At 65.2% G+C, this 18,905-nt stretch carries 15 protein-coding genes; 9 read left to right on the top strand and 6 right to left on the bottom strand.

Annotation, left to right across the window (positions count from 1 at the left end; genetic code table 11):
• Positions 1 to 111: 111 nt before the first annotated feature.
• Both WA237_RS11900 and WA237_RS11895 read left to right on the top strand, forming a co-directional pair.
• The gene (locus tag WA237_RS11900) at positions 112 to 1,059 is read left to right on the top strand and encodes a Hint domain-containing protein (RefSeq protein ID WP_336097897.1); all 948 of its coding nucleotides are present in this window, start codon (positions 112 to 114) and stop codon (positions 1,057 to 1,059) included.
• A 56-nt stretch (positions 1,060 to 1,115) separates the two neighbouring features.
• A complete protein-coding gene (locus WA237_RS11895; protein ID WP_336097895.1) occupies positions 1,116 to 2,213 on the top strand; it encodes a Hint domain-containing protein in 1,098 nt (365 codons plus the stop codon).
• Positions 2,214 to 2,237: 24 nt separating this feature from the next.
• Here WA237_RS11895 and prpE read toward each other — a convergent pair whose 3' ends face one another.
• A complete protein-coding gene (gene prpE / locus WA237_RS11890; protein WP_336097893.1) occupies positions 2,238 to 4,130 on the bottom strand; it encodes a propionate-CoA ligase PrpE in 1,893 nt (630 codons plus the stop codon).
• 214 nt (positions 4,131 to 4,344) lie between these two features.
• Between prpE and WA237_RS11885 the strand changes: the two genes are divergently transcribed.
• Positions 4,345 to 5,292: a YeeE/YedE thiosulfate transporter family protein gene (locus WA237_RS11885; protein ID WP_336097891.1), complete on the top strand. Its 948-nt coding sequence runs from the start codon at positions 4,345 to 4,347 to the stop codon at positions 5,290 to 5,292.
• A 237-nt stretch (positions 5,293 to 5,529) separates the two neighbouring features.
• On the opposite strand, the gene WA237_RS11880 is transcribed toward WA237_RS11885, so the two are convergent.
• Complete coding sequence (locus WA237_RS11880) at positions 5,530 to 7,821, bottom strand: NADP-dependent malic enzyme (RefSeq protein ID WP_336097890.1); 2,292 nt, start codon at positions 7,819 to 7,821, stop codon at positions 5,530 to 5,532.
• Between the two features lie 245 nt (positions 7,822 to 8,066).
• On the opposite strand from WA237_RS11880, the gene upp reads away from it, so the two are divergent.
• Both upp and WA237_RS11870 read left to right on the top strand, forming a co-directional pair.
• Complete coding sequence (upp, locus tag WA237_RS11875; protein WP_009813928.1) at positions 8,067 to 8,699, top strand: uracil phosphoribosyltransferase; 633 nt, start codon at positions 8,067 to 8,069, stop codon at positions 8,697 to 8,699.
• Between the two features lie 88 nt (positions 8,700 to 8,787).
• Positions 8,788 to 10,383, top strand: a complete 1,596-nt coding sequence (locus WA237_RS11870; RefSeq protein ID WP_336097887.1) for an SPOR domain-containing protein — start codon at positions 8,788 to 8,790, stop codon at positions 10,381 to 10,383.
• Positions 10,384 to 10,451: 68 nt separating this feature from the next.
• Here the strand turns inward: WA237_RS11870 and WA237_RS11865 are convergent, their stop codons facing one another.
• The gene (locus tag WA237_RS11865; protein ID WP_009813930.1) at positions 10,452 to 11,477 is read right to left on the bottom strand and encodes a hypothetical protein; all 1,026 of its coding nucleotides are present in this window, start codon (positions 11,475 to 11,477) and stop codon (positions 10,452 to 10,454) included.
• A gap of 123 nt (positions 11,478 to 11,600) precedes the next feature.
• Here WA237_RS11865 and WA237_RS11860 point away from each other — a divergent pair, with 123 nt between their 5' ends.
• Genes WA237_RS11860 through WA237_RS11850 form a run of 3 tightly spaced genes read left to right on the top strand, consistent with a single transcriptional unit; the run spans position 11,601 to position 15,162 of the window.
• Entirely contained in the window at positions 11,601 to 12,425 is an 825-nt protein-coding gene (locus WA237_RS11860) for a TIGR00282 family metallophosphoesterase (protein WP_336097884.1), read from the top strand.
• Positions 12,426 to 12,436: 11 nt separating this feature from the next.
• Entirely contained in the window at positions 12,437 to 13,384 is a 948-nt protein-coding gene (locus WA237_RS11855) for a DMT family transporter (protein WP_336097882.1), read from the top strand.
• Positions 13,385 to 13,422: 38 nt separating this feature from the next.
• The gene (locus WA237_RS11850) at positions 13,423 to 15,162 is read left to right on the top strand and encodes an SLC13 family permease (protein WP_009813933.1); all 1,740 of its coding nucleotides are present in this window, start codon (positions 13,423 to 13,425) and stop codon (positions 15,160 to 15,162) included.
• A gap of 21 nt (positions 15,163 to 15,183) precedes the next feature.
• Here WA237_RS11850 and WA237_RS11845 read toward each other — a convergent pair whose 3' ends face one another.
• Positions 15,184 to 16,170: a YeiH family protein gene (locus WA237_RS11845; protein WP_009813934.1), complete on the bottom strand. Its 987-nt coding sequence runs from the start codon at positions 16,168 to 16,170 to the stop codon at positions 15,184 to 15,186.
• Positions 16,171 to 16,203: 33 nt separating this feature from the next.
• Positions 16,204 to 17,220, bottom strand: a complete 1,017-nt coding sequence (locus tag WA237_RS11840; RefSeq protein WP_009813935.1) for a D-cysteine desulfhydrase — start codon at positions 17,218 to 17,220, stop codon at positions 16,204 to 16,206.
• A gap of 122 nt (positions 17,221 to 17,342) precedes the next feature.
• Here WA237_RS11840 and WA237_RS11835 point away from each other — a divergent pair, with 122 nt between their 5' ends.
• A complete protein-coding gene (locus tag WA237_RS11835) occupies positions 17,343 to 18,254 on the top strand; it encodes a LysR family transcriptional regulator (protein ID WP_336097881.1) in 912 nt (303 codons plus the stop codon).
• A 112-nt stretch (positions 18,255 to 18,366) separates the two neighbouring features.
• Here WA237_RS11835 and WA237_RS11830 read toward each other — a convergent pair whose 3' ends face one another.
• A complete protein-coding gene (locus WA237_RS11830; RefSeq protein WP_336097880.1) occupies positions 18,367 to 18,837 on the bottom strand; it encodes an Hsp20 family protein in 471 nt (156 codons plus the stop codon).
• Between the last annotated feature and the right edge of the window lie 68 nt (positions 18,838 to 18,905).

The following is an 18,905-nucleotide window of genomic DNA, read 5'->3' as shown; positions in this document are numbered from 1 at the left end:
TTTTTTTCCTATTCCCAGGTGATCCGGGGAACCCAATCGACCGTAAACGGGTCGTCGTTTAACTATAGCAACGCTCCGCCAAGCGGCGGGACATGGTCCTATAGCGGCAGCATGTTTCAGACCAATGTCCGCGAGGAGCGCAATGACGCGACCCAGTTCAACGGCGATGCCGACAACGATAACGAAGGCTTTAGCGCCCAGCATAATATCGGCGGCAACAGCCAGCAGACGATGAACATCAACGGTGTCGACCGCGCCGCTATCTATGATTTCAGCTTCACCGTCAGCGATGGCACGACCAGCTATGAGGTGGCGGTCATCGACATCGACCTCGATGGGGATAGCCGATCTGACAGCGCGGGCGAGGATGGCTATTACCTCATTTTCATCGGCACCCCGCCGCCGCCCAATACCAATCTGAACGTGACGCAGTCGATCACGGACAACACCAGCACCCGGGCGCATAGCAATATGGGCGGGAAGGTTGTCTGTTTCCTCAGCGGCACCTTGATCCACACGGCCAAGGGGCCGCGCCCGATTGAAACGCTGCGGCCCGGTGATCTCGTCCAGACCTATGACAATGGCTATCAGCCGCTGATGATGATGGCGATGCGTCGGGTGCCGGGGCGCGGTGCCTTTGCGCCGGTGCGCATCCGCGAAGGCACTTTGGGCAACAGTCGCGATCTCTGGGTCTCGCCGCAGCACCGCATGCTCTTGTCCGATTGGCAGGTCGAGCTGGCCTTTGGCGAAAGGGAGGTGATCCTGCCCGCGACCTCGCTCGTCGGGCGCAACGGGATCACACGGCAGCCGATGCCCGAGGTTCTCTATTGTCACATGCTGTTCGAGGCGCATCAGATCGTCTTTGCCGAAGGCGCCCCGTCGGAGAGCCTGCATCCCGGACCGCAGGCGATGGCCGGCATGGCCAAGGAGAGCGTCGCCGAGCTGCGCCGCTTGTTTCAGGATCTCGACCCCAATGATCCGCTCTGTGGTGAACGCTATGGGCCCTTGGCCCGGATGGCGCCGCGACCGCATGAGGCGCGGGTTCTGCGCTTCAGCTAATCGAATTTTAAGCTAAACATGGTGACCTGTCCCCGATCAGTCGGAGGCAGGCCACCATGCCCATCTATTACAGCTATGCGCAGACGATTCGCGGCACCCAGACCACCTTGAACGGTGGGTCGGCCAATTATGGGCTCTTTGCGAATGTCGGGGATACCTGGTCCTGGACCGGGAGCATGACCCGAACCAATGTCCGCGAAGAGCGCAATGATGCGACCCAGTTCAATGGCGATCCTGACGCCGATAACGAAGGGTTCGCCGCCCAGCATGACATCGGCGGCAACAGCCAGCAGACGATGAATATCGCCGGTGTCGACCGCGCGGTGATCTATGATTACAGCTTTTCGGTCACCGATGGCACCAACACCTATGAGATCGCCGTGATCGATGCCGATCTCGATGGCGATAGCCGCGCCGACAGCCCCGGTGAGGATGGCTATTACCTGATTTTCATCGGCACGCCGCCGCCGCCCGATACGGTGCTGACCATCGCTAACGCGCAGGTCCACAACAGCGACACGCGCGCCCATTCCGAGATGGGGGCGCAGGCGGTCTGTTTCATGGCGGGCACCCTGATCGCGACGGATCGCGGGCCGCGCCGGATCGAGACGCTGCAGCCCGGGGACCGGCTGCGCACGCTGGACCATGGCTGGCAACCGCTGCGCTGGCTGGGGCAGATGGAGGTGCTCGGCGTCGGGCGGCTTGCCCCGGTGCGGATCGCGCGCGGGGCGCTGGGCAATGACCGGACGCTCTGGGTGTCGCCGCAGCACCGGATGCTGGTGTCGGACTGGCGGGCCGAGCTGCTGTTCGGCGCGTCAGAGGTGCTGGTGCCCGCCATCGCGCTGGTCGACGGGCAGCAGATCACCCGCGTGGCGCGGCGGCGGGTGAGCTATTGCCATCTTCTCTTCGACCGCCACCAGATTGTTCATGCCGAAGGCTGCCTGTCGGAAAGCCTCTACCCCGGCGAGATCGCCCGGGGCGCGCTTGGGCTGGCGGGGCAGCTGGCGCTGCGGCAGGCGCTGCCGGAGCGGGATCTGAGCCCCGAGGCCTATGGCCCGCTCGCGCGCCCGACCCTGCGGGTGCGGGAGGGCGCGCTGCTGCGGCTGCGTGGCTATGCGGCACATGGCAGGGATCGCCGCGGCTGTGCCGCCTGACCCGGGCCGCTGGCAAGGCCAGGATCAGCCGCGCGGATAGCCGATGGTTTTGAGCGCCTCGGTGATCTCGTCGAGAATGGCGGGATCGTCGATGGTGGCGGGCTGCTTGTAGGGTTTGCCGTCGGCGATGCTCACCATCGTGGCGCGCAGGATCTTGCCCGAGCGGGTTTTCGGCAGCCGGTCGACCACGCAGGCGAGTTTGAACGCCGCCACCGGGCCGATCTTTTGCCGCACGCGCTGTACCACCTCGGCGCAGATCTCTTGCGGATCGCGGTCGCAGCCGGAGTTGAGGCAGAGAAAGCCCACGGGCATCTGCCCTTTGAGATCGTCCGAGACGCCGATCACCGCGCATTCGGCCACGTCCGGGTGACCCGCGAGCACCTCTTCCATGCCGCCGGTCGAGAGCCGGTGCCCGGCCACGTTGATCACGTCATCGGTGCGCGCCATGATGTAGAGATAGCCGTCCTCGTCGATCATCCCGGCATCGCCCGTCTCGTAATAGCCGGGGAAACTGGTGAGATAGCTTTTGCGAAAGCGGTCCTCGGCGTTCCACAGCGTCGGCAGCGTGCCCGGCGGCAGCGGCAGTTTGATCGCGATGGCGCCGAGCGTGCCGGGCGCGACCGGATGGCCGGCCTCGTCGAGAATTTGCACGTCATAGCCGGGCATCGCCACGGTGGGCGAGCCGAGCTTGACCGGCAGCGCCTCGATCCCCGCGGGGTTGCCGGCGATGGTCCAGCCGGTTTCGGTCTGCCACCAATGGTCATAGACCGGTTTGCCGGTCATCTTCTGCGTCCATTCGATCGTATCGGGATCAGCGCGCTCGCCCGCGAGATAGATCGCGCCCAGGGCCGAGAGATCGTATTTGTGCAACAGCTCCCCCTTGGGGTCGTCGCGTTTCACGGCGCGAAAGGCGGTGGGGGCGGTGAAGAAGCTCTTGACCTTATGCTCGGAAATGACCCGCCAGAAGGTGCCGGCATCGGGGGTGCCGACGGGCTTGCCCTCGAAAACGATGGTGGTGTTGCCATGGATCAGCGGCCCGTAGCAGATGTAGCTGTGGCCCACGACCCAACCGACATCGGAGGCGGCCCAGAACACATCGCCGGGATCGACATTGTAGATGTTCTTCATCGACCAGTTGAGCGCCACCAGATGGCCCGCGGTGGGGCGTACTACGCCCTTGGGCGCGCCGGTGGTGCCGGAGGTGTAGAGGATATAGGCCGGGTGATCGCCCTCGACCGGCACGCAATCGGCGGGGATCACATCACGCTGCAGCTCGTCCCAGTCGAAATCGCGGCCCTCGACCAGATCGGCGGTCTCGGGTTCGCGTTGAAAGATCACGGTGAACTCGGGCTTGTGCCGGGCCTCGTCGATGGCCCCGTCGAGCAGCGGTTTATAGGGCACGACGCGCCCCGGTTCGAGCCCGCAAGAGCCCGCGATCACTGCCTTGGGCTGTGCGTCGTCGAGACGCACGGCGAGCTCGGAGGCGGCAAAGCCGCCGAAGACCACGGAATGGATCGCGCCAAGCCGGGCACAGGCCAGCATGGCGACCAGCGCCTCGGGCACCATGGGCATGTAGATCACCACGCGGTCGCCCTTGGTCACGCCCTTGTCGCGCAGCGCGCCTGCGAGGCCGGCGGTGCGCGATTGCAGCTCGGCAAAGGTGATCTTGGCCTTGGTGCCGGTGATCGGGCTGTCGTGGATGATCGCCACCCGGTCGCCATGGCCTGCGTGCACATGCCGGTCGACGGCGTTGTAGCAGGTGTTGACCCGCGCGTCGGCGAACCAGTCATAGAGGTGATCGCCGCGCTCGAAGAGCGCCCGTGTCGGTGCGCGATCCCAGTCGATTGCCTCGGCGGCCTGCATCCAGAACGCCTCGGGGTCGGATTTCCACCCGTCGTAAACAGCCTTGTAGCCCATGTCTTTCTCCTCGCTCCCGGCCCAATAGGTAGGGGAGAAGCGCCGCCAACAGCAAGCCCGTTCCGGGTCAGACCGGCACCGGCGGCGGATTAATTCAGCGCGGGCCGAGGTTTGGGCGGCGTCGCTTTGCAAAGGGCGGGCGGCGGTGTCTTGTCGTTGCAAAGGGGCCGGAGAGCTTGCAAAGTTGCAAAATGATCTGGGCGCGGGAGGGGCCATGATCGACAGTCTCTATGTGGTTCTCGCGATGGCCTTTGCCCTCGGTCTGGCGCTGCGCGCCGGGTCGGTCTGTCTGGTGGCGGCGACCGAGGCGCTGCTGCGGCGGCGCAACCCGGATCGGATGCTGCTGATCCTTGAGGGCACGGGCTGGGCGCTGGTGGCGCTGGTGCTGCTCGGCGCCTATCCCATCGGCATGAGCTTCAGCCAGCCGGTGGTGATCGGGCTTTTGGGGGCCTTTGTTTTCGGGGTCGGCGCGGCGGTGAACGGGGCCTGTGCCTTTGGCGTGATCGCGCAGATCGGCACCGGGCGGTTCGAATATTTCCTGACCGGGCTTGGCCTCTGGATCGCGATGCAGGGGGCGGTATTTCTCGACCTTGAGGCGGCGGCGATGCGCGCCGGGCCGGTGCTGCCATGGTCGCTGGCGCTCTGGGCGATTGCGGCGCTGTTTCTCGGGCGGCTGGTGCTGCTCCATCTGCGCGGCGCGGTCAATCTGGGCCGGGCGGTGACCGGCAGCGTGGCGATTGCGGTGGCGGCAGGGTGTTTCACCTCGCTCGCGGTGCTGCATCGGGAGTTTCCCTGGATCACCCTGCTTGCCGATCTGTCGATGGCCGATCTGTTGTCGGTGCTGATCGCCGCGCTGGTGGTGGCGGGGGCGATTGTGGCGGGGCTTTTGATCCCCGACGGGTTCGAGCTGCGCTGGCCCGGCTGGCGGCGGCTGGTCAAGCGGTTTGCCGGCGGGTTTCTCATGGGGCTCGGCGGTGTTCTCTTGCCGGGGGGCAATGACAGCCTGCTGTTTTTCGGCCTCACCACCGGCGCGCCGATGGCGGTTCTGGGGCTCTGCGCGGTGATCGCGGGGATTGTCGCGACGAGCCTGATCAGCGGGCGGCGGCTCTCGCCCTTTTTGCGGCGGGCAGCGGAAATCTGCGGCCTGGCAGAACGTCGCTAACCCGCCTGTTTTCGACATTTCCGAGGTCGAAAATGCACCAGAGCAGAGGGTGATTCCATGGTAGTTCTGAAGGCAGGGTGCGGCGCGGTGCCGCCCCGTTTTTGCACAGGGTGCAGTTGCCATGGGCGACAAAAAGGCAAAGCCGGCGAAACCCGGCACAAAACCGACCAAGAAGTGATTTTCTAGCAGGATCGGACGCCGCCGGTTCAGGGAGGACCGGCGGCGTCCTTTATGTGGTCAGCCGTATTTCGCCACCGGTGTCCCGGCGATGGCCGACATGTTCAGAAGGCCGCGCGCGGTGACGCCCGGGGTGACGATGTTGGCGCGGTTGCCCATGCCCATCAGGATCGGCCCGACCTCGAGCCCGCCGGCCTTCATCTTGAGAATGTTGCGCACGCCCGAGGCCGCGTCGGCATTCGAGAAGATGAGCACATTGGCGGCGCCCTCCATCCGGTTGTCGGGCAAGAGCCGGGCGCGCAGATCGGCATCGAGCGCGGCGTCGATATTCATCTCGCCCTCATAGCAGAAATCGCGGGGTTTCGCGTCAAGCAGCGCAATGGCGGCGCGCAGGCGTTTGCCGGAATCGCTGCCCTGGTTGCCGAATTGCGATTGCGAGCAGAAGGCGATCTTGGGCTCGATCCCGAAGCGGCGGACATGGCGGGCGGCGCCGATGGCGGTTTCGGCCAGTTCCTCGGGGGTGGGGAAGACGCGGACATGGGTGTCGGCGATAAAGAGCGGCCCGTCCTCGAGGATCATCAGCGACAGCGCGCCATGCGGGTGGTGATGGGCGTCGCCGAGCACCTGGGTCACATAGTTGAGATGCCAGCGATATTCGCCGAATGTGCCGCAGATCATGCTGTCGGCCTCTTCGCGGTGGACCATGACGGCGGCGATGGCGGTGGTGTTGGTGCGCATCACCGCGCGGGCGAGATCGGGGGTGACGCCGCGGCGCTGCATGATGGCGTGGTAGCTGCCCCAATAGTCGCGGTAGCGCGGGTCGTTTTCGGGGTTCACCACGGTGATATCGCCGGGGCGGATGACGAGGCCGAGCCGTTCGCAGCGGGTTTCGATCACCTCGGGGCGGCCGATGAGGATGGGCTGTTCGCTGGTTTCCTCGAGCATCGCCTGGGCGGCGCGCAGCACGCGTTCATCCTCGCCCTCGGCAAAGACGATGCGGCGGCTTTCATGGCGGGCGGCCTCGAAGACCGGGCGCATGAGCAGGGCGGATTTGAACACCGAGGCGTTGAGCTTGGCCTTGTAGGCGGCGATGTCCTCGATCGGCCGCGTGGCGACGCCGGTTTCCATGGCGGCACGGGCAACGGCGGTCGAGACGATGCCGACGAGGCGCGGGTCGAACGGTTTCGGGATCAGGTAATCGGCGCCGAAGGTGAGCTGTTCGCCCTTGTAGGCGGCGGCGGCTTCGGCGGAGGTGGTGGCGCGGGCCAGTTCGGCGATGCCCTCGACACAGGCGAGCTGCATCGCGTCGTTGATCTCGGTCGCGCCGACGTCGAGCGCGCCGCGGAAGATGAACGGGAAGCAGAGCACGTTGTTCACCTGATTGGGGAAATCGCTGCGCCCGGTGGCGATGATCGCATCGGGGGCCACGGCGCGGGCGGCGTCGGGCATGATTTCCGGCGTCGGGTTGGCGAGGGCGAAGATGATCGGCTTGGGCGCCATTTTCGCGACGAGCTCGGGGCTCAGCACATTGGGGCCGGAGAGGCCGAGAAAGAGATCGGCCCCGTCCATCACATCGGCGAGCGTGCGCTTGTCGGTCTTTTGGGCAAAGCAGGATTTCTGCGGGTTCATATCCTCGGTGCGGCCTTCATAGACCAGCCCGTGAATGTCGCAGAGCCAGATGTTTTCGCGTTTCACCCCAAGCTTGAGCAGCAGGTTGAGGCAGGCGATGCCCGCCGCGCCGCCGCCGGTCGAGACGATCTTGATGTCCTCGAACCGTTTGCCCGCCACATGCAGCGCGTTGGTGGCCGCCGCGCCGACGACGATGGCGGTGCCGTGCTGATCGTCGTGAAAGACCGGGATGCCCATCCGTTCGCGGCAGATTTTTTCGACCACGAAGCAATCAGGGGCCTTGATGTCCTCGAGATTGATCGCGCCAAAGCTCGGCTCGAGCGCGCAGACGATATCGGCGAGCTTTTCCGGATCGCTTTCGTTCACCTCGATGTCGAAACAGTCGATGCCGGCGAATTTCTTGAAGAGCACGGCCTTGCCCTCCATCACCGGTTTGGAGGCCAGCGCGCCGATATTGCCGAGACCGAGCACGGCAGAGCCATTGGTGACGACGGCCACCAGATTGCCGCGCGCGGTATAGCGCGAGGCGGTGGTGGGATCGGCCTTGATCTCAAGGCAGGCCTCGGCCACGCCGGGGGAATAGGCGCGGCTCAGATCGCGCCCATTGGCCATCGGTTTGGTGGCGCGGATCTCGAGTTTGCCGGGGGTCGGAAACTCGTGATAATCGAGCGCCGCTTGGCGGGCAGGATCACGGGGAATGTCATCACGGGGCGTGTCGGTCATGGGGCCTCCTCGGGCGGAACTGAAACTTGGTTTAACATTAAACCATTTTTTGGCACATGCAATTTTTGCCGTGATGGTTGCCGCGAGATTGCCCCAAGCAGGGCGCGGGCGCAATCGCGCAGAGGCGGCGTGGGCGGTATCCCGAGGCGGAGGGAGGACGCGACGGCGCTGCAATCGTCATGTTGCCCTTTGCCCGCGCATCTGGGTAAGAGAGGGAAACGCCAGTTTTCTACCGGAGGGGTTTCATGGACCAGCATCTGACCGTCGTTGAGCATCCGCTCGTGCAGCACAAGCTCACCCTGATGCGGGACAAGCACACATCGACCGCGGTGTTCCGGCAGCTTCTGCGCGAGATCAGCCAGCTTCTTGCCTATGAGGTGACCCGCAATCTCGACACCGAGATGCGCCGCATCGAGACCCCGATGGTGGAAATGGACGCGCCGGTTGTGGCTGGGCGCAAGCTGGCGCTGATTTCGATCCTGCGGGCGGGCAATGGGCTTTTGGACGGGATGCTCGAGCTGATCCCCTCGGCGCGGGTGGGCTTTGTCGGTCTTTACCGTGATGAAGAGACGCTGCAGCCGGTCGAGTATTATTTCAAAGTGCCCGAGCGGCTCGACGAGCGGCTGGTGATCCTGGTCGATCCGATGCTCGCCACCGGCAATTCGAGCGTGGCGGCGGTGGACATGGTCAAGAAGGCCGGGGCCAAGGATATCCGCTTTTTGTGCCTGTTGGCGGCGCCTGAGGGCGTGCAGCGCATGAAAGAGGCGCATCCCGATGTGCCGGTGGTGACCGCGTCGCTGGACGATGGGCTCAATGAGCAAGGCTATATCCTGCCGGGTCTGGGCGATGCTGGGGACCGGATGTTCGGCACGAAATAGCCGATGGCGGGGGCTTGGACCCCCGTGATTTATAGTTTACGGCGTCCGCTTTTTAAGGCAAGCTACCCCTACATCTTGTGGGGGCAATATGAAACTGACCAGAGTGATTGCGATTGCCGTGATCGCCGCATCCGGAGTCCTGAGCGTTGCTCAGGCGAAATCCATCCGCGAAGTGGGCGAGCCGGCCGAGTTTCCGCCAAGTTCCTATACGGGACGGCAATATGTCGACAGCAATGGCTGCGTGTTCATCCGCGCGGGCATTGATGGCAACGTTACCTGGGTGCCGCGCGTGGCGCGAAGCCGACAGGTGGTCTGTGGATATCAACCGACATTTGCGAAGACACCGGCCCAGAAGGTGCCGGTGATCGCCGATGCGCCGACGCCGCAGCCGGCCCCGGCGCCCAAGCGGGTGGTCAAGGCCAAGCCCGCGCCGCAGAAAACCGTCGTTCAGGCCGCACCGCGTGCCAAACCGGCGCCCCAGCCGGTGCGCCGTGTTGCCCCGGCCCAGACACAGACCCGCGTAGTGCAGACGCGCCGCGTGGCGGTGGCCCCGGTTCTGGTGCGCCCCACAGCCCCGGCCGAGCCGAAGCCGCAGGTGCAGGCCGCACCCGTCGCCAAGAAAACCGTCACGCCCGCCGCGACCCGTCGCGTGGTCTCGAGCTGCCCCGGTCTGAGCGCCACCTCGGCGCGTTATATGGCCTCCTCGGGCCGTGCGGTGCGCTGTGGCCCGCAGGCCGAAGCGCCGCATAATGGTGTGGTGCGCGGCAAGACGGTCGTGCAAGCGGCGCCGGTTCAATCTGGGCAGGTCCGGTCGGTGCCGGTCCGCGAAGCCCGCGGCCAGCAGCCCTATTACCCCGGTCGTCAGGTATTGGTCGGCGGGTCGGGCTATAATATCGCGCCGCAAGCCTATGAGCCCGCCGACAGCGCCTATACCCAGCGTCTGCCGGGGCGTCAGGTGATGGTGGGCGGCACCAGCTATGGCGATGCCGCCGCCGTGCAAAGCCCGCCGGTGCGGGTGGTGCCGCGTCATGTTTATGCGCAGCAGCGTGTTGCCCGTCAGGGCCTCTATGTGCCGCAGGGTTATGAGCCGGTGTGGGAAGATGACCGTCTCAACCCCTATCGCGCCCAGCAATATTTCCAGGGCAAGCGCCAGATGGAGCTGATCTGGACCAAGACCGTGCCGCGCAAGCTTGTCGTGCGGCAGACGGGTCGTGTGGTGACCGAGGCCTATCCCGGGCTGCAATATCCCTATACGAGCTATGCCCAGATGGAGGCGGCGGGCGTGCAGGTGGTGTCGACCCGCAACGCGCGCAGCAAATCCCGGAGCGCGCCCGTGGTGTCGAGCCGTGGCGGCATCCGGCCAAAGGCGGGCGGGTCTGCCAGCCTCGGGGTGAGCGCTGTGGTTCCGGCCCGGGTGAGCACCAAACAGGCCAGCGTGCAGAGCAGTAAGCCGATCGCCAAGAGCTATGTTCAGGCCGGTGTCTTTGCCAGCCGCGATGCGGCCAAGGAGGCGGCGCGTCAGGTGGTTCTCAGTGGCGAACAGGCGCGGCTCGGGACGCTGACCAAGGGCGGGCAATCCTATGCCATCGTTCTGGCAGGGCCCTACACGGATCAGGCCCGGCTCAGCACCGCGCTGACCCGCATCCGCAACGCCGGGTTCGGCAATGCGAAAGTGCGCCGCTGAGGCGGGGCGCAGGTGTCTAAGACAGGCGAGGGGCGTCCCGATGGGGCGCCCTTTTTCTATGGTGGGGGTTACTGGCCGCAGATGCCCTGCAGGCGGATCCAGTCGCCATCGTCGAGCACCGGTTCCAGCGATTGCCCGGCGAAAGGATCGGCCTCGATCAGCGACAGGGTGGATTCGCCGGAAATGTCGCGGGCATAGGCATAGGGGCTTGAGCGGACGGAGCGGGATTTGAACGTCTCGAGCAGCAGGGTCGCGTCGAGATTGGCGGTGGGGCGCGACAGGATGTCCTTGGCATAGTCGCGCAGGCTGCCCTCGGGCATGTCGCCGGTGGTCAAGAGATGCGCGGTCGAGAGCGGGCCGGTGGCGAGGAGCATCCGGTTGAGCGCGTCCTCTTTCTGGCTGCGCAGGCTTTCGGCGATGATGAACCCGGCGAGCACGTCGGGATCCTCGTAATCCTCGACCAAAGCGCGGCTGATCAGGATGATGCCGCCCGGCAGGCTCACCGTGTCGCGCACCCCGTCGGGCAGCACCAAAAGCCGCGGCGGCCCGTTCGGACCGGCGAGGCGCAGGGCGAGACGGGCGAGAGCGGCCTGACCCGAGGGGTCGTCACAGGCGGGGCCGGTGATGCCGCGCATCGCGTCGACCAAGAGATCGCCGATCTCTTCGCGTTTGACATCGGGCACCACGGTGACCGCGTGGCGGCGCAGCTGTCCGGGCAGCCAGAACAGGATGAGCGCGGTGACGGAGGCGAACATCCCGAGCATGATCAGCCGGCGCAAGCGGCCCGGCTGGGGACGGGCGCGGCCGATGGCGCTGCGCAGCTTCTCGATGGCGGCGACCATTTCGGTCTCGTTCTCGGCCAGTTCCAGCGTTTCGCCGGGGTCGCCATCGGGATGGTAGAGCGCCGGGGTGTCGCCGGGATTGGCGCGGTGCAGCGCGGGCAGCGACCAATGGGTCAGTGGCCGGTCGTTCATATCGCTGATGACGAGCGTGGCATCGCCGATCGACACGATCACCTCGAGCCGTTGCGCGCCGGGCTTGGCGCGCCAGAGGCCCGAGGCCTCAAGCCGTTGGTATTCGCGAAATGCCGTCATATGCCCTGGGCCTGCTCTGCCTCATTGGCGGCGACTGTAGCAGGGGCGGCGCGCAGCGGCAATTGTTTCGGCACGGGTGCGAGGCCGCTTGCCCTTGGGCGTGACGCGGCCTAACACCGTGACATGAGACTTTTATTCTTGGGCGATGTGATGGGGCGGGCCGGCCGCAAGGCGGTCTCCGAACAGCTGGGGCGGCTGCGCGCGGCGTGGCGGCTCGATTTCGTGGTGGTCAATGGCGAGAACGCGACCAATGGCATGGGGCTGAGCGCCGGTCATGCCACTGCGCTGTTTGAGGCGGGGGCCGATGTGGTCACGCTCGGCGATCATGCCTTTGACCAAAAGGACATGCCGCAGCATATCGGCCAAGAGACCCGGATCATCCGGCCGATCAATTTCGCCCCGGCCGCGCCGGGGCAGGGCGCGCGGGTGTTCCAGGACGGGCGCGGGCGCAAGATCCTCGTGGCGCAGGTGCTGGGCCAGGTGTTCATGAAACGGCCCTTTGACAACCCGTTCGCGGCGCTCGATGGCGCGCTCAACACCCATCGTCTCGGCGGTGGGGTGCAGGCGGCGATTGTCGATATCCATTGCGAGGCAACGAGCGAAAAGATGGCCGTCGGGCAATATTGCGATGGCCGGGCGAGCCTTGTGGTGGGCACCCATACCCATGTGCCGACGGCGGATGCGATGATCCTGCCCAAGGGCACCGCCTATCTCAGCGATGCCGGCATGTGCGGCGATTACAACAGCATCATCGGCATGGATAAGGCCGAGCCGATGCGCCGCTTTGTCACCGGCATGCCGAAGGCCCGGTTCGAGCCGGCGCTTGGCGAGGCGACGCTGTCGGGGATCTATGTCGAGACCGATGACAAGACCGGGCTGGCCACGCGGATCGAGATGGTCCGGCAGGGCGGTCGGTTGCAACAGGCGGGGCCGTCCCCGGTCGAGTGAAGGAAGGGCGCATGTCCGAGAAACTGTGGCTCTATGCGATGCTTGTGGCCATGGGGGCGGGCTGGGGCGCATCGATCCCGCTGGCCAAGATCGCGGTCAGCACCGGGCATCAGGCCTTTGGCCTCATCTTCTGGCAGATGGTCATCGTGTTGATGATCAGCGGTGGCATCATGGTGCTGCGCGGCAAGCGGCCGGTGATCGGGCGGGCGCATCTGCGGCTGTTTCTCATGGTGGCCGTGTTTGGCACGGTGATGCCGGATATTTTCTACTACAGCGCCGCGCGGGAATTGCCCGGCGGGATCATGTCGATCGTCACCTCGTCGGTGCCGATGTTTTCACTGCCCATCGCGATCCTCATGGGCAATGAGCGCTTCAGGCCGAAGCGCCTCTTGGGGCTGATCTTTGGCATGGTGGGGATCGTGCTGTTGATCGGGCCGCAGGCGAGCCTGTCGGGCGGCTGGGCGGCGGGGTTCGTCCTCCTCGCGCTTGGCGCGCCGCTGTTCTATGCGACCGAGGGCAATCTCGTGTCGAAATGGGGCACCGGCGGGCTCGACCCGTTGCAGGTGGTGTTTGGCGCGTCGCTTCTGGGGCTGCCGATTTGCCTCATGCTGGCGCTCGGCACCGGGCAGTGGATCGACCCGACAGCGGGGCTTGGCCGGGCGGAGGGCGCGCTCATCCTGTCGGCGAGCATTCACGCGCTGGTCTATGCCGCCTATGTCTGGCTCGTCGGGCGGGCGGGGTCGGTGTTTGCGGCGCAGACCTCTTATGTGGTGACCGCCACCGGGGTGCTGTGGTCGATCTACCTGTTGCAGGAGAGCTATTCCGGCTGGGTCTGGCTGGCGCTGGCGGTGATGATGCTCGGTATGTTTCTCGTGCAACCACGAGCGCCGAGAGTTCTTGTGCCGGGGCGGGCCATGGAGGATGATGGTTCGAACCAAGAAGGGGCCGTTGCCAAGTGATTGCTTATCTAGACCTGTCCCAGACCACCGTGGCGTTGATGACGCTGGGCGTGGTGGCCGTGATGTTTTTCCTGTTCATCCGCGAGATCTACCCGACCGAAGTGGTGGCGCTTGGCGGGGCGGCGGCGCTCTTGCTGATGGGGGTTCTGCCCTATGATGCGGCGCTGGAGGTGTTGTCGAACCCGGCGCCCTGGACCATTGCGGTGATGTTCGTGATCATGGGGGCGATGGTGCGCACCGGGGCGCTCGAAGCCTTTACCGCGCTGGCCGAGACCCAGGCCAAGAGCAACCCCAAGCTGGCGGTGGCGATGCTGCTCACGCTGGTGGTGCTGGGGTCGGCGGTGATGAACAACACGCCCGTGGTGGTGGTGATGATCCCGGTGTTCGTCCAGATCGCGCGGACCATGGGCATTCCGGCGTCGAAAATGCTCATCCCGCTGAGTTATGCGGCGATCCTTGGCGGCACGCTCACCCTGATCGGGACCTCGACCAACCTGCTGGTCGATGGTGTGGCGCGGGCCGAGGGGCTCGAGCCGTTCACCATCTTTGAGGTGACGCCGCTGGCCGTGGTGCTGGTGATCTGGGGCATGGTCTATCTGCGGTTCATCGGGCCCTATCTGCTGCCGCATCGCGACAGTATGGCGGATATGCTGTCGGACCGGTCGAAGATGAAATTCTTTACCGAGGCGGTGATCCCGCCGGATTCGAACCTCATTGGGCGCGAGGTGCTGGGGGTGCAGCTCTTTAAGCGCGAGGGCGTGCGGCTCATCGACGTGGTGCGCGGCGATCAATCGTTGCGGCGCAATCTCGAAGGGGTGGAATTGCAGGTCGGCGACCGGGTGGTTCTGCGGACGCAGATCACCGAGCTTTTGAGCCTGCAGACCAACAAGAGCCTTAAGCGCGTCGATCAGGTGTCGGCGGTGGAGACCAAGACGGTGGAGGTGCTGATCACGCCGGGCTGCAAGATGGTGGGGCGGTCGCTCGGCTCGCTCCGGCTGCGGCGGCGGTTCGGGGTCTATCCGCTGGCGGTGCATCGGCGCAACCAGAACATCGGGCGGCAGCTCGATGATCTGGTGGTGCGGGTGGGTGATACGCTGCTTCTGGAAGGGGCGCCGGATGACATCATGCGGCTGGCCAATGAAATGGATCTTGTCGATGTCTCGCAGCCCTCGGCGCGGGCCTTTCGCCGGGGTCATGCGCCGCTGGCGATCCTTGCCCTTCTCGGCATCGTGGTGCTGGCCGGGCTTGGCGTGGCGCCGATCCTTCTCTTGGCGGTGATTGCCATGGCCTTTGTCCTGCTGGCGCGCTGTATCGATGCCGATGAGGCGTTTTCCTTTGTCGAGGGACAGCTCTTGGTGCTGATCTTTTCGATGCTGGCGGTGGGCGCGGCGTTGCAGGAAAGCGGCGCGGTGGCGCTTATCGTCAATGCGATTGCGCCCTATCTCATGCTGTTGCCGGGGTTCTTGGTGATCTGGGCGATCTACCTGCTCACCTCGCTCTTGACCGAGATGGTGAGCAACAACGCGGTGGCGGTGGTGGTGACGCCGATTGCCATTGGCCTCGCCGAAGCGATGGGGATCGATCCGCGGGCCTTGGTGGTGGCGGTGATGGTGGCGGCGAGCGCCAGTTTCGCCACGCCCATCGGCTATCAGACCAACACGCTGGTCTATGGGCCGGGGGGCTATCGCTTTACGGATTTCCTGAAAATCGGCGTGCCGCTCAACCTCAGCATCGGGGTGCTGGCCTCGGCGTTGATCCCGGTGTTCTGGCCCCTCTGAGAGAGGCCAGAACGGGAGGGATCAGAGACCGATCCACATCACATAGCCGAGCGCGATGCCCAAGAGGAACAGCGTCTCGATCACCAGGATCGCGCCATAGCTCGGCTTGACCCCGACGATGGTGGCAAGGTTGGTCTTCATGCCGAGCGCCGAGATCGCGATGACGAGGAACCAGCGCGACGCCTCTTTGATCAGCTCGCTCACCGCCTGCGGGATGAGGCCGGTGTTGGCCAGCACCGCCAGCGCGATGAACATCACGAGGAACCACGGCAGCGTCACCTTCTGGTTCTGTGCGCCCCGGAAGGAGAGCATGACGATAATCATCACCACCGGCAGCAGCGCCACGCGCAGCATCTTGACGAAAGTGGCGATGACGCCCGCCTCGTCGCTGATCGAGTAGCCCGCGCCGACCACCTGCGCCACGTCATGGATCGTGGCCCCGATGAGAAAGCCGCTTTCGAGATCGGACAGCCCGAGGCCCTGGAAGAGCACCGGATAGGCAATCATCGCTATGGTCGAGAGCGCGGTGACGCCGATGACCACGAAGAGCACATCCTGATCACGGCCAGCGCGTTGCGGCAGCACCGAGGTGATCGCCAGCGCCGCCGAGGCCCCGCAGATCGCCACCGAGCCCCCCGCGAGTAGGCCAAAGGCCATGCGCCGCCCGAAGATAAAGGACAACAGCGCCCCGCAGGCGAGTGTCGCGAGGGTAAAGCCCACGACGGCCGCAACGGCGGTGAAGCCGATGCTTTCGACATCGCCGATGGAGAGGCGCAGGCCGAGAAGGCCCACGCCGAAACGCAGCAAGGTCTTGGCCGAGAACTCGATCCCCTTGGCGCAAGATTCATGCGTCGAGAGAAAGTTGAACGCCATGCCGATGAGCAGGGCAAAGAGCATCACGGGCGCGCCGTAATGCTCGGAGAGGAACGTCGCCGAAGCGGCGATCACACAGGCGAGAAAAATCCCGCCGGAATGGCTTTCCCAGCGGGATTTGAAAGAGGTCAGCATCAATTCTGCCTTGAAAATGGGGCCGGAGCGGCCTCAGCCGACCCAGCGGGACGAGAAATCAAACGCGCCATCATAGCCGAACAGGGCTGCGGCCCCGCCGGTGTGGAGGAACACGACGCGCTCGCCCTTCTTGAAATGCCCTTTGCGGATCAAGTCAATAAAGCCCGCCGCCCCTTTTGCGGAATAAACCGGATCGAGCAGGATCGATTCCAGCTCGGCGAACATCTTGATCGCTTCCATGCCGCTTTCGGTCGGGATGCCATAGCCTTGGCCGACGTAATCGGTGTTGGCGACAACATCTTCGCGGGCGACGACGCCGGGGCAGCCGAGCTTTTCAGCCGTGGCGCAGGCGAGGTTGTAGACGTTTTCTTCCTGCTTCGGTTTGGGGGCGCGCACGCCGATGCCGAGCAGCGGGATTTGCGCATTCATCGCCTTTAGGCCGGTGATCAGACCGGCCTGCGTGCCGGCGCTGCCGGTGGCATGCACGATATGGTCGATCTTGAGCCCGCCATCATTGGCCTGGGCCAGCAGTTCGAAGGCGCAGTTGACATAGCCGAGCGCGCCGGTCGGGTTCGAGCCGCCGCCGGGGATGGTGTAGACTTTCTTGCCGTCGGCACGCCATTCATCGGCGAGCTTTTCCATCTCGGCATTCATATCACCGCCGCCGGGGCGTTTCTCGGTGGTCGCGCCGTGCAGATGGTCGAGCAGCACGTTGCCATTGTGGTTGTAGTTCGCCTCGTTCGAACCGGTGCGATCCTCGAGCAGGATGTGGCATTTCATGCCGAGCTTGGCAGCGAACGCGGCGGTCTGACGGGCGTGGTTCGACTGGGTCGCGCCTTGGGTCATGACGATCTCGGCGCCTTGCAGTTCCGCCTCGGCCATGAGGAATTCGAGCTTGCGGGTCTTGTTGCCGCCGGTCGAGAGGCCGGTGCAATCGTCGCGCTTGATCCAGATTTCCGGGCCGCCGAGTTCGGCGCTCAGACGGTCGAGACGTTCGAGCGGGGTGGGCAGGTGGGCGATGAAGCGGCGGGGGAAACGGGCGAGATGCATTGGAGGCTCCTGATAAGGCGTTTTCGGCAACTTACAATGCCGAGACCGGCTGTTCCAATGCGAAATGGGTGGTCTAAATTGCAGGAATTGCATTTTAGGGCGCGACACGCCATGATCGCGCCATGCAGTTGGATTGGCTCGACGATATTCTTGCGGTGATCGACACCGGATCGCTGGCGCAGGCGGCCGAGCGGCGGTTTCTCACGCAATCGGCCTTTACCCGACGGGTGCGGGCGATCGAGGAAAAGCTCGGGACGCGGCTCTTTGATCGGTCGCGCAAGCCGGTGGTGGCGCTGCCGGGGGTGCGCGCGCTCGAGCCGGAGCTGCGCGAGATGAGCGCCCGGTTGCGGCGGTTGCAGCTCAACCTGCGGGTCTCGGACAGTCAGGCGGGCGAGGCCTTCACGCTGGTCTGTCAGCACGCGATCACCGCGACCATTTCGCCCTGGGTGGTGCGGCAATTGACGGCGCGCGGCGAGGCCTCGGTGCGGGTGCGGTCGGGCAACCGCGATGAATGCCTCATGATGCTGCTGTCCGGCGAGGTCGAATTTGCCATGGCCTATGAGGCTCCTGACGAGCGGCGTCAGACCTTGGTGCGGGGGTTGGAGGCGACGGCGCTTGGCGCGGATCAGCTGGTGCCGGTGGCGGCGCCGGAGCTCGCGGCGCAGGCGGCGGCGGGCGGGGCGGATCACCTGCCGCTCATCGGCTATCCGCCGGATGTGTTTCTGGGCCGTGTCTTTGGGCAATATATCGTGCCGCGGCTGCCCGAGACCACGGTTCTGTCGCTCAAGGCGGAGACGGCGTTGACCCTCGCGGCGCTGGAATACGCGCTGAGCGGGATCGGGGTCGCCTGGCTGCCGCGCACCCTGGTGGCGGGGCATCTGACGGCGGGGCGGCTGCGGCATCTGGACGGGTTGCCCGAGCAGGAGCTCAGCATCACGCTCACCCGGCTGGCGGGTCCGCAACATGCCCATCACGATGCGCTCTGGCGCGATTTGGCGGCGCATCCCGAATTCCCGGGCGTCTTGCCGGGCTGAGCCCGGGGATCTGGGTATTTGCCACCAGAAAGAGGGGCAAAGGACTGCGCCCCGCAGCCGGAGGGCCTCGGGGCGCGAGAGGGGTGAGGCGGCGCGGCCGCCTCGGTCCGGATCAGTTGACGGCCTTGGCGTCGACCACGTCCTTGTCGGTCGTGCTGTCGACGCTGGTGATCGCGATGCGGCGCGGTTTGAGCGCCTCGGGCACTTCGCGGACCAGATCGATATGCAGCATACCGTCGGTATGGCTGGCCCCGGTCACGCGCACATGATCGGCCAGCTGGAAGCGGCGTTCAAAGGCGCGGGTGGCGATGCCACGGTGCAGATAGGTGCGCTCGCCCTCTTCTTCGGATTTGCGGGCCGAGACGATCAGCGCGCCATCCTTCACCTCGACGGCGAGATCGGCATCGGAAAATCCGGCGACCGCGACCGAGATGCGATAGGCGTCATCGGCGGTTTTTTCGATATTGTAAGGGGGGTAGCTGGGCGCAGAGACGTCATTTGTCAGGGCACGGTCCATCAGATCCGCGATCTGATCAAAGCCGATGCTGGCCCGGTAAAGCGGTGCGAAATCAAGGTTACGCATGGGTTATCCTCCGTTGAGCGATACCAATATGTGAAGCCTTCCCATCCGGGACAGGCCGAGGGTGTTCC

This window comes from Roseovarius sp. CH_XMU1461, assembly GCF_037027165.1.
Lineage (GTDB): Bacteria > Pseudomonadota > Alphaproteobacteria > Rhodobacterales > Rhodobacteraceae > Roseovarius > Roseovarius nubinhibens.
This window is presented reverse-complemented; position numbering and strand designations above follow the sequence as displayed.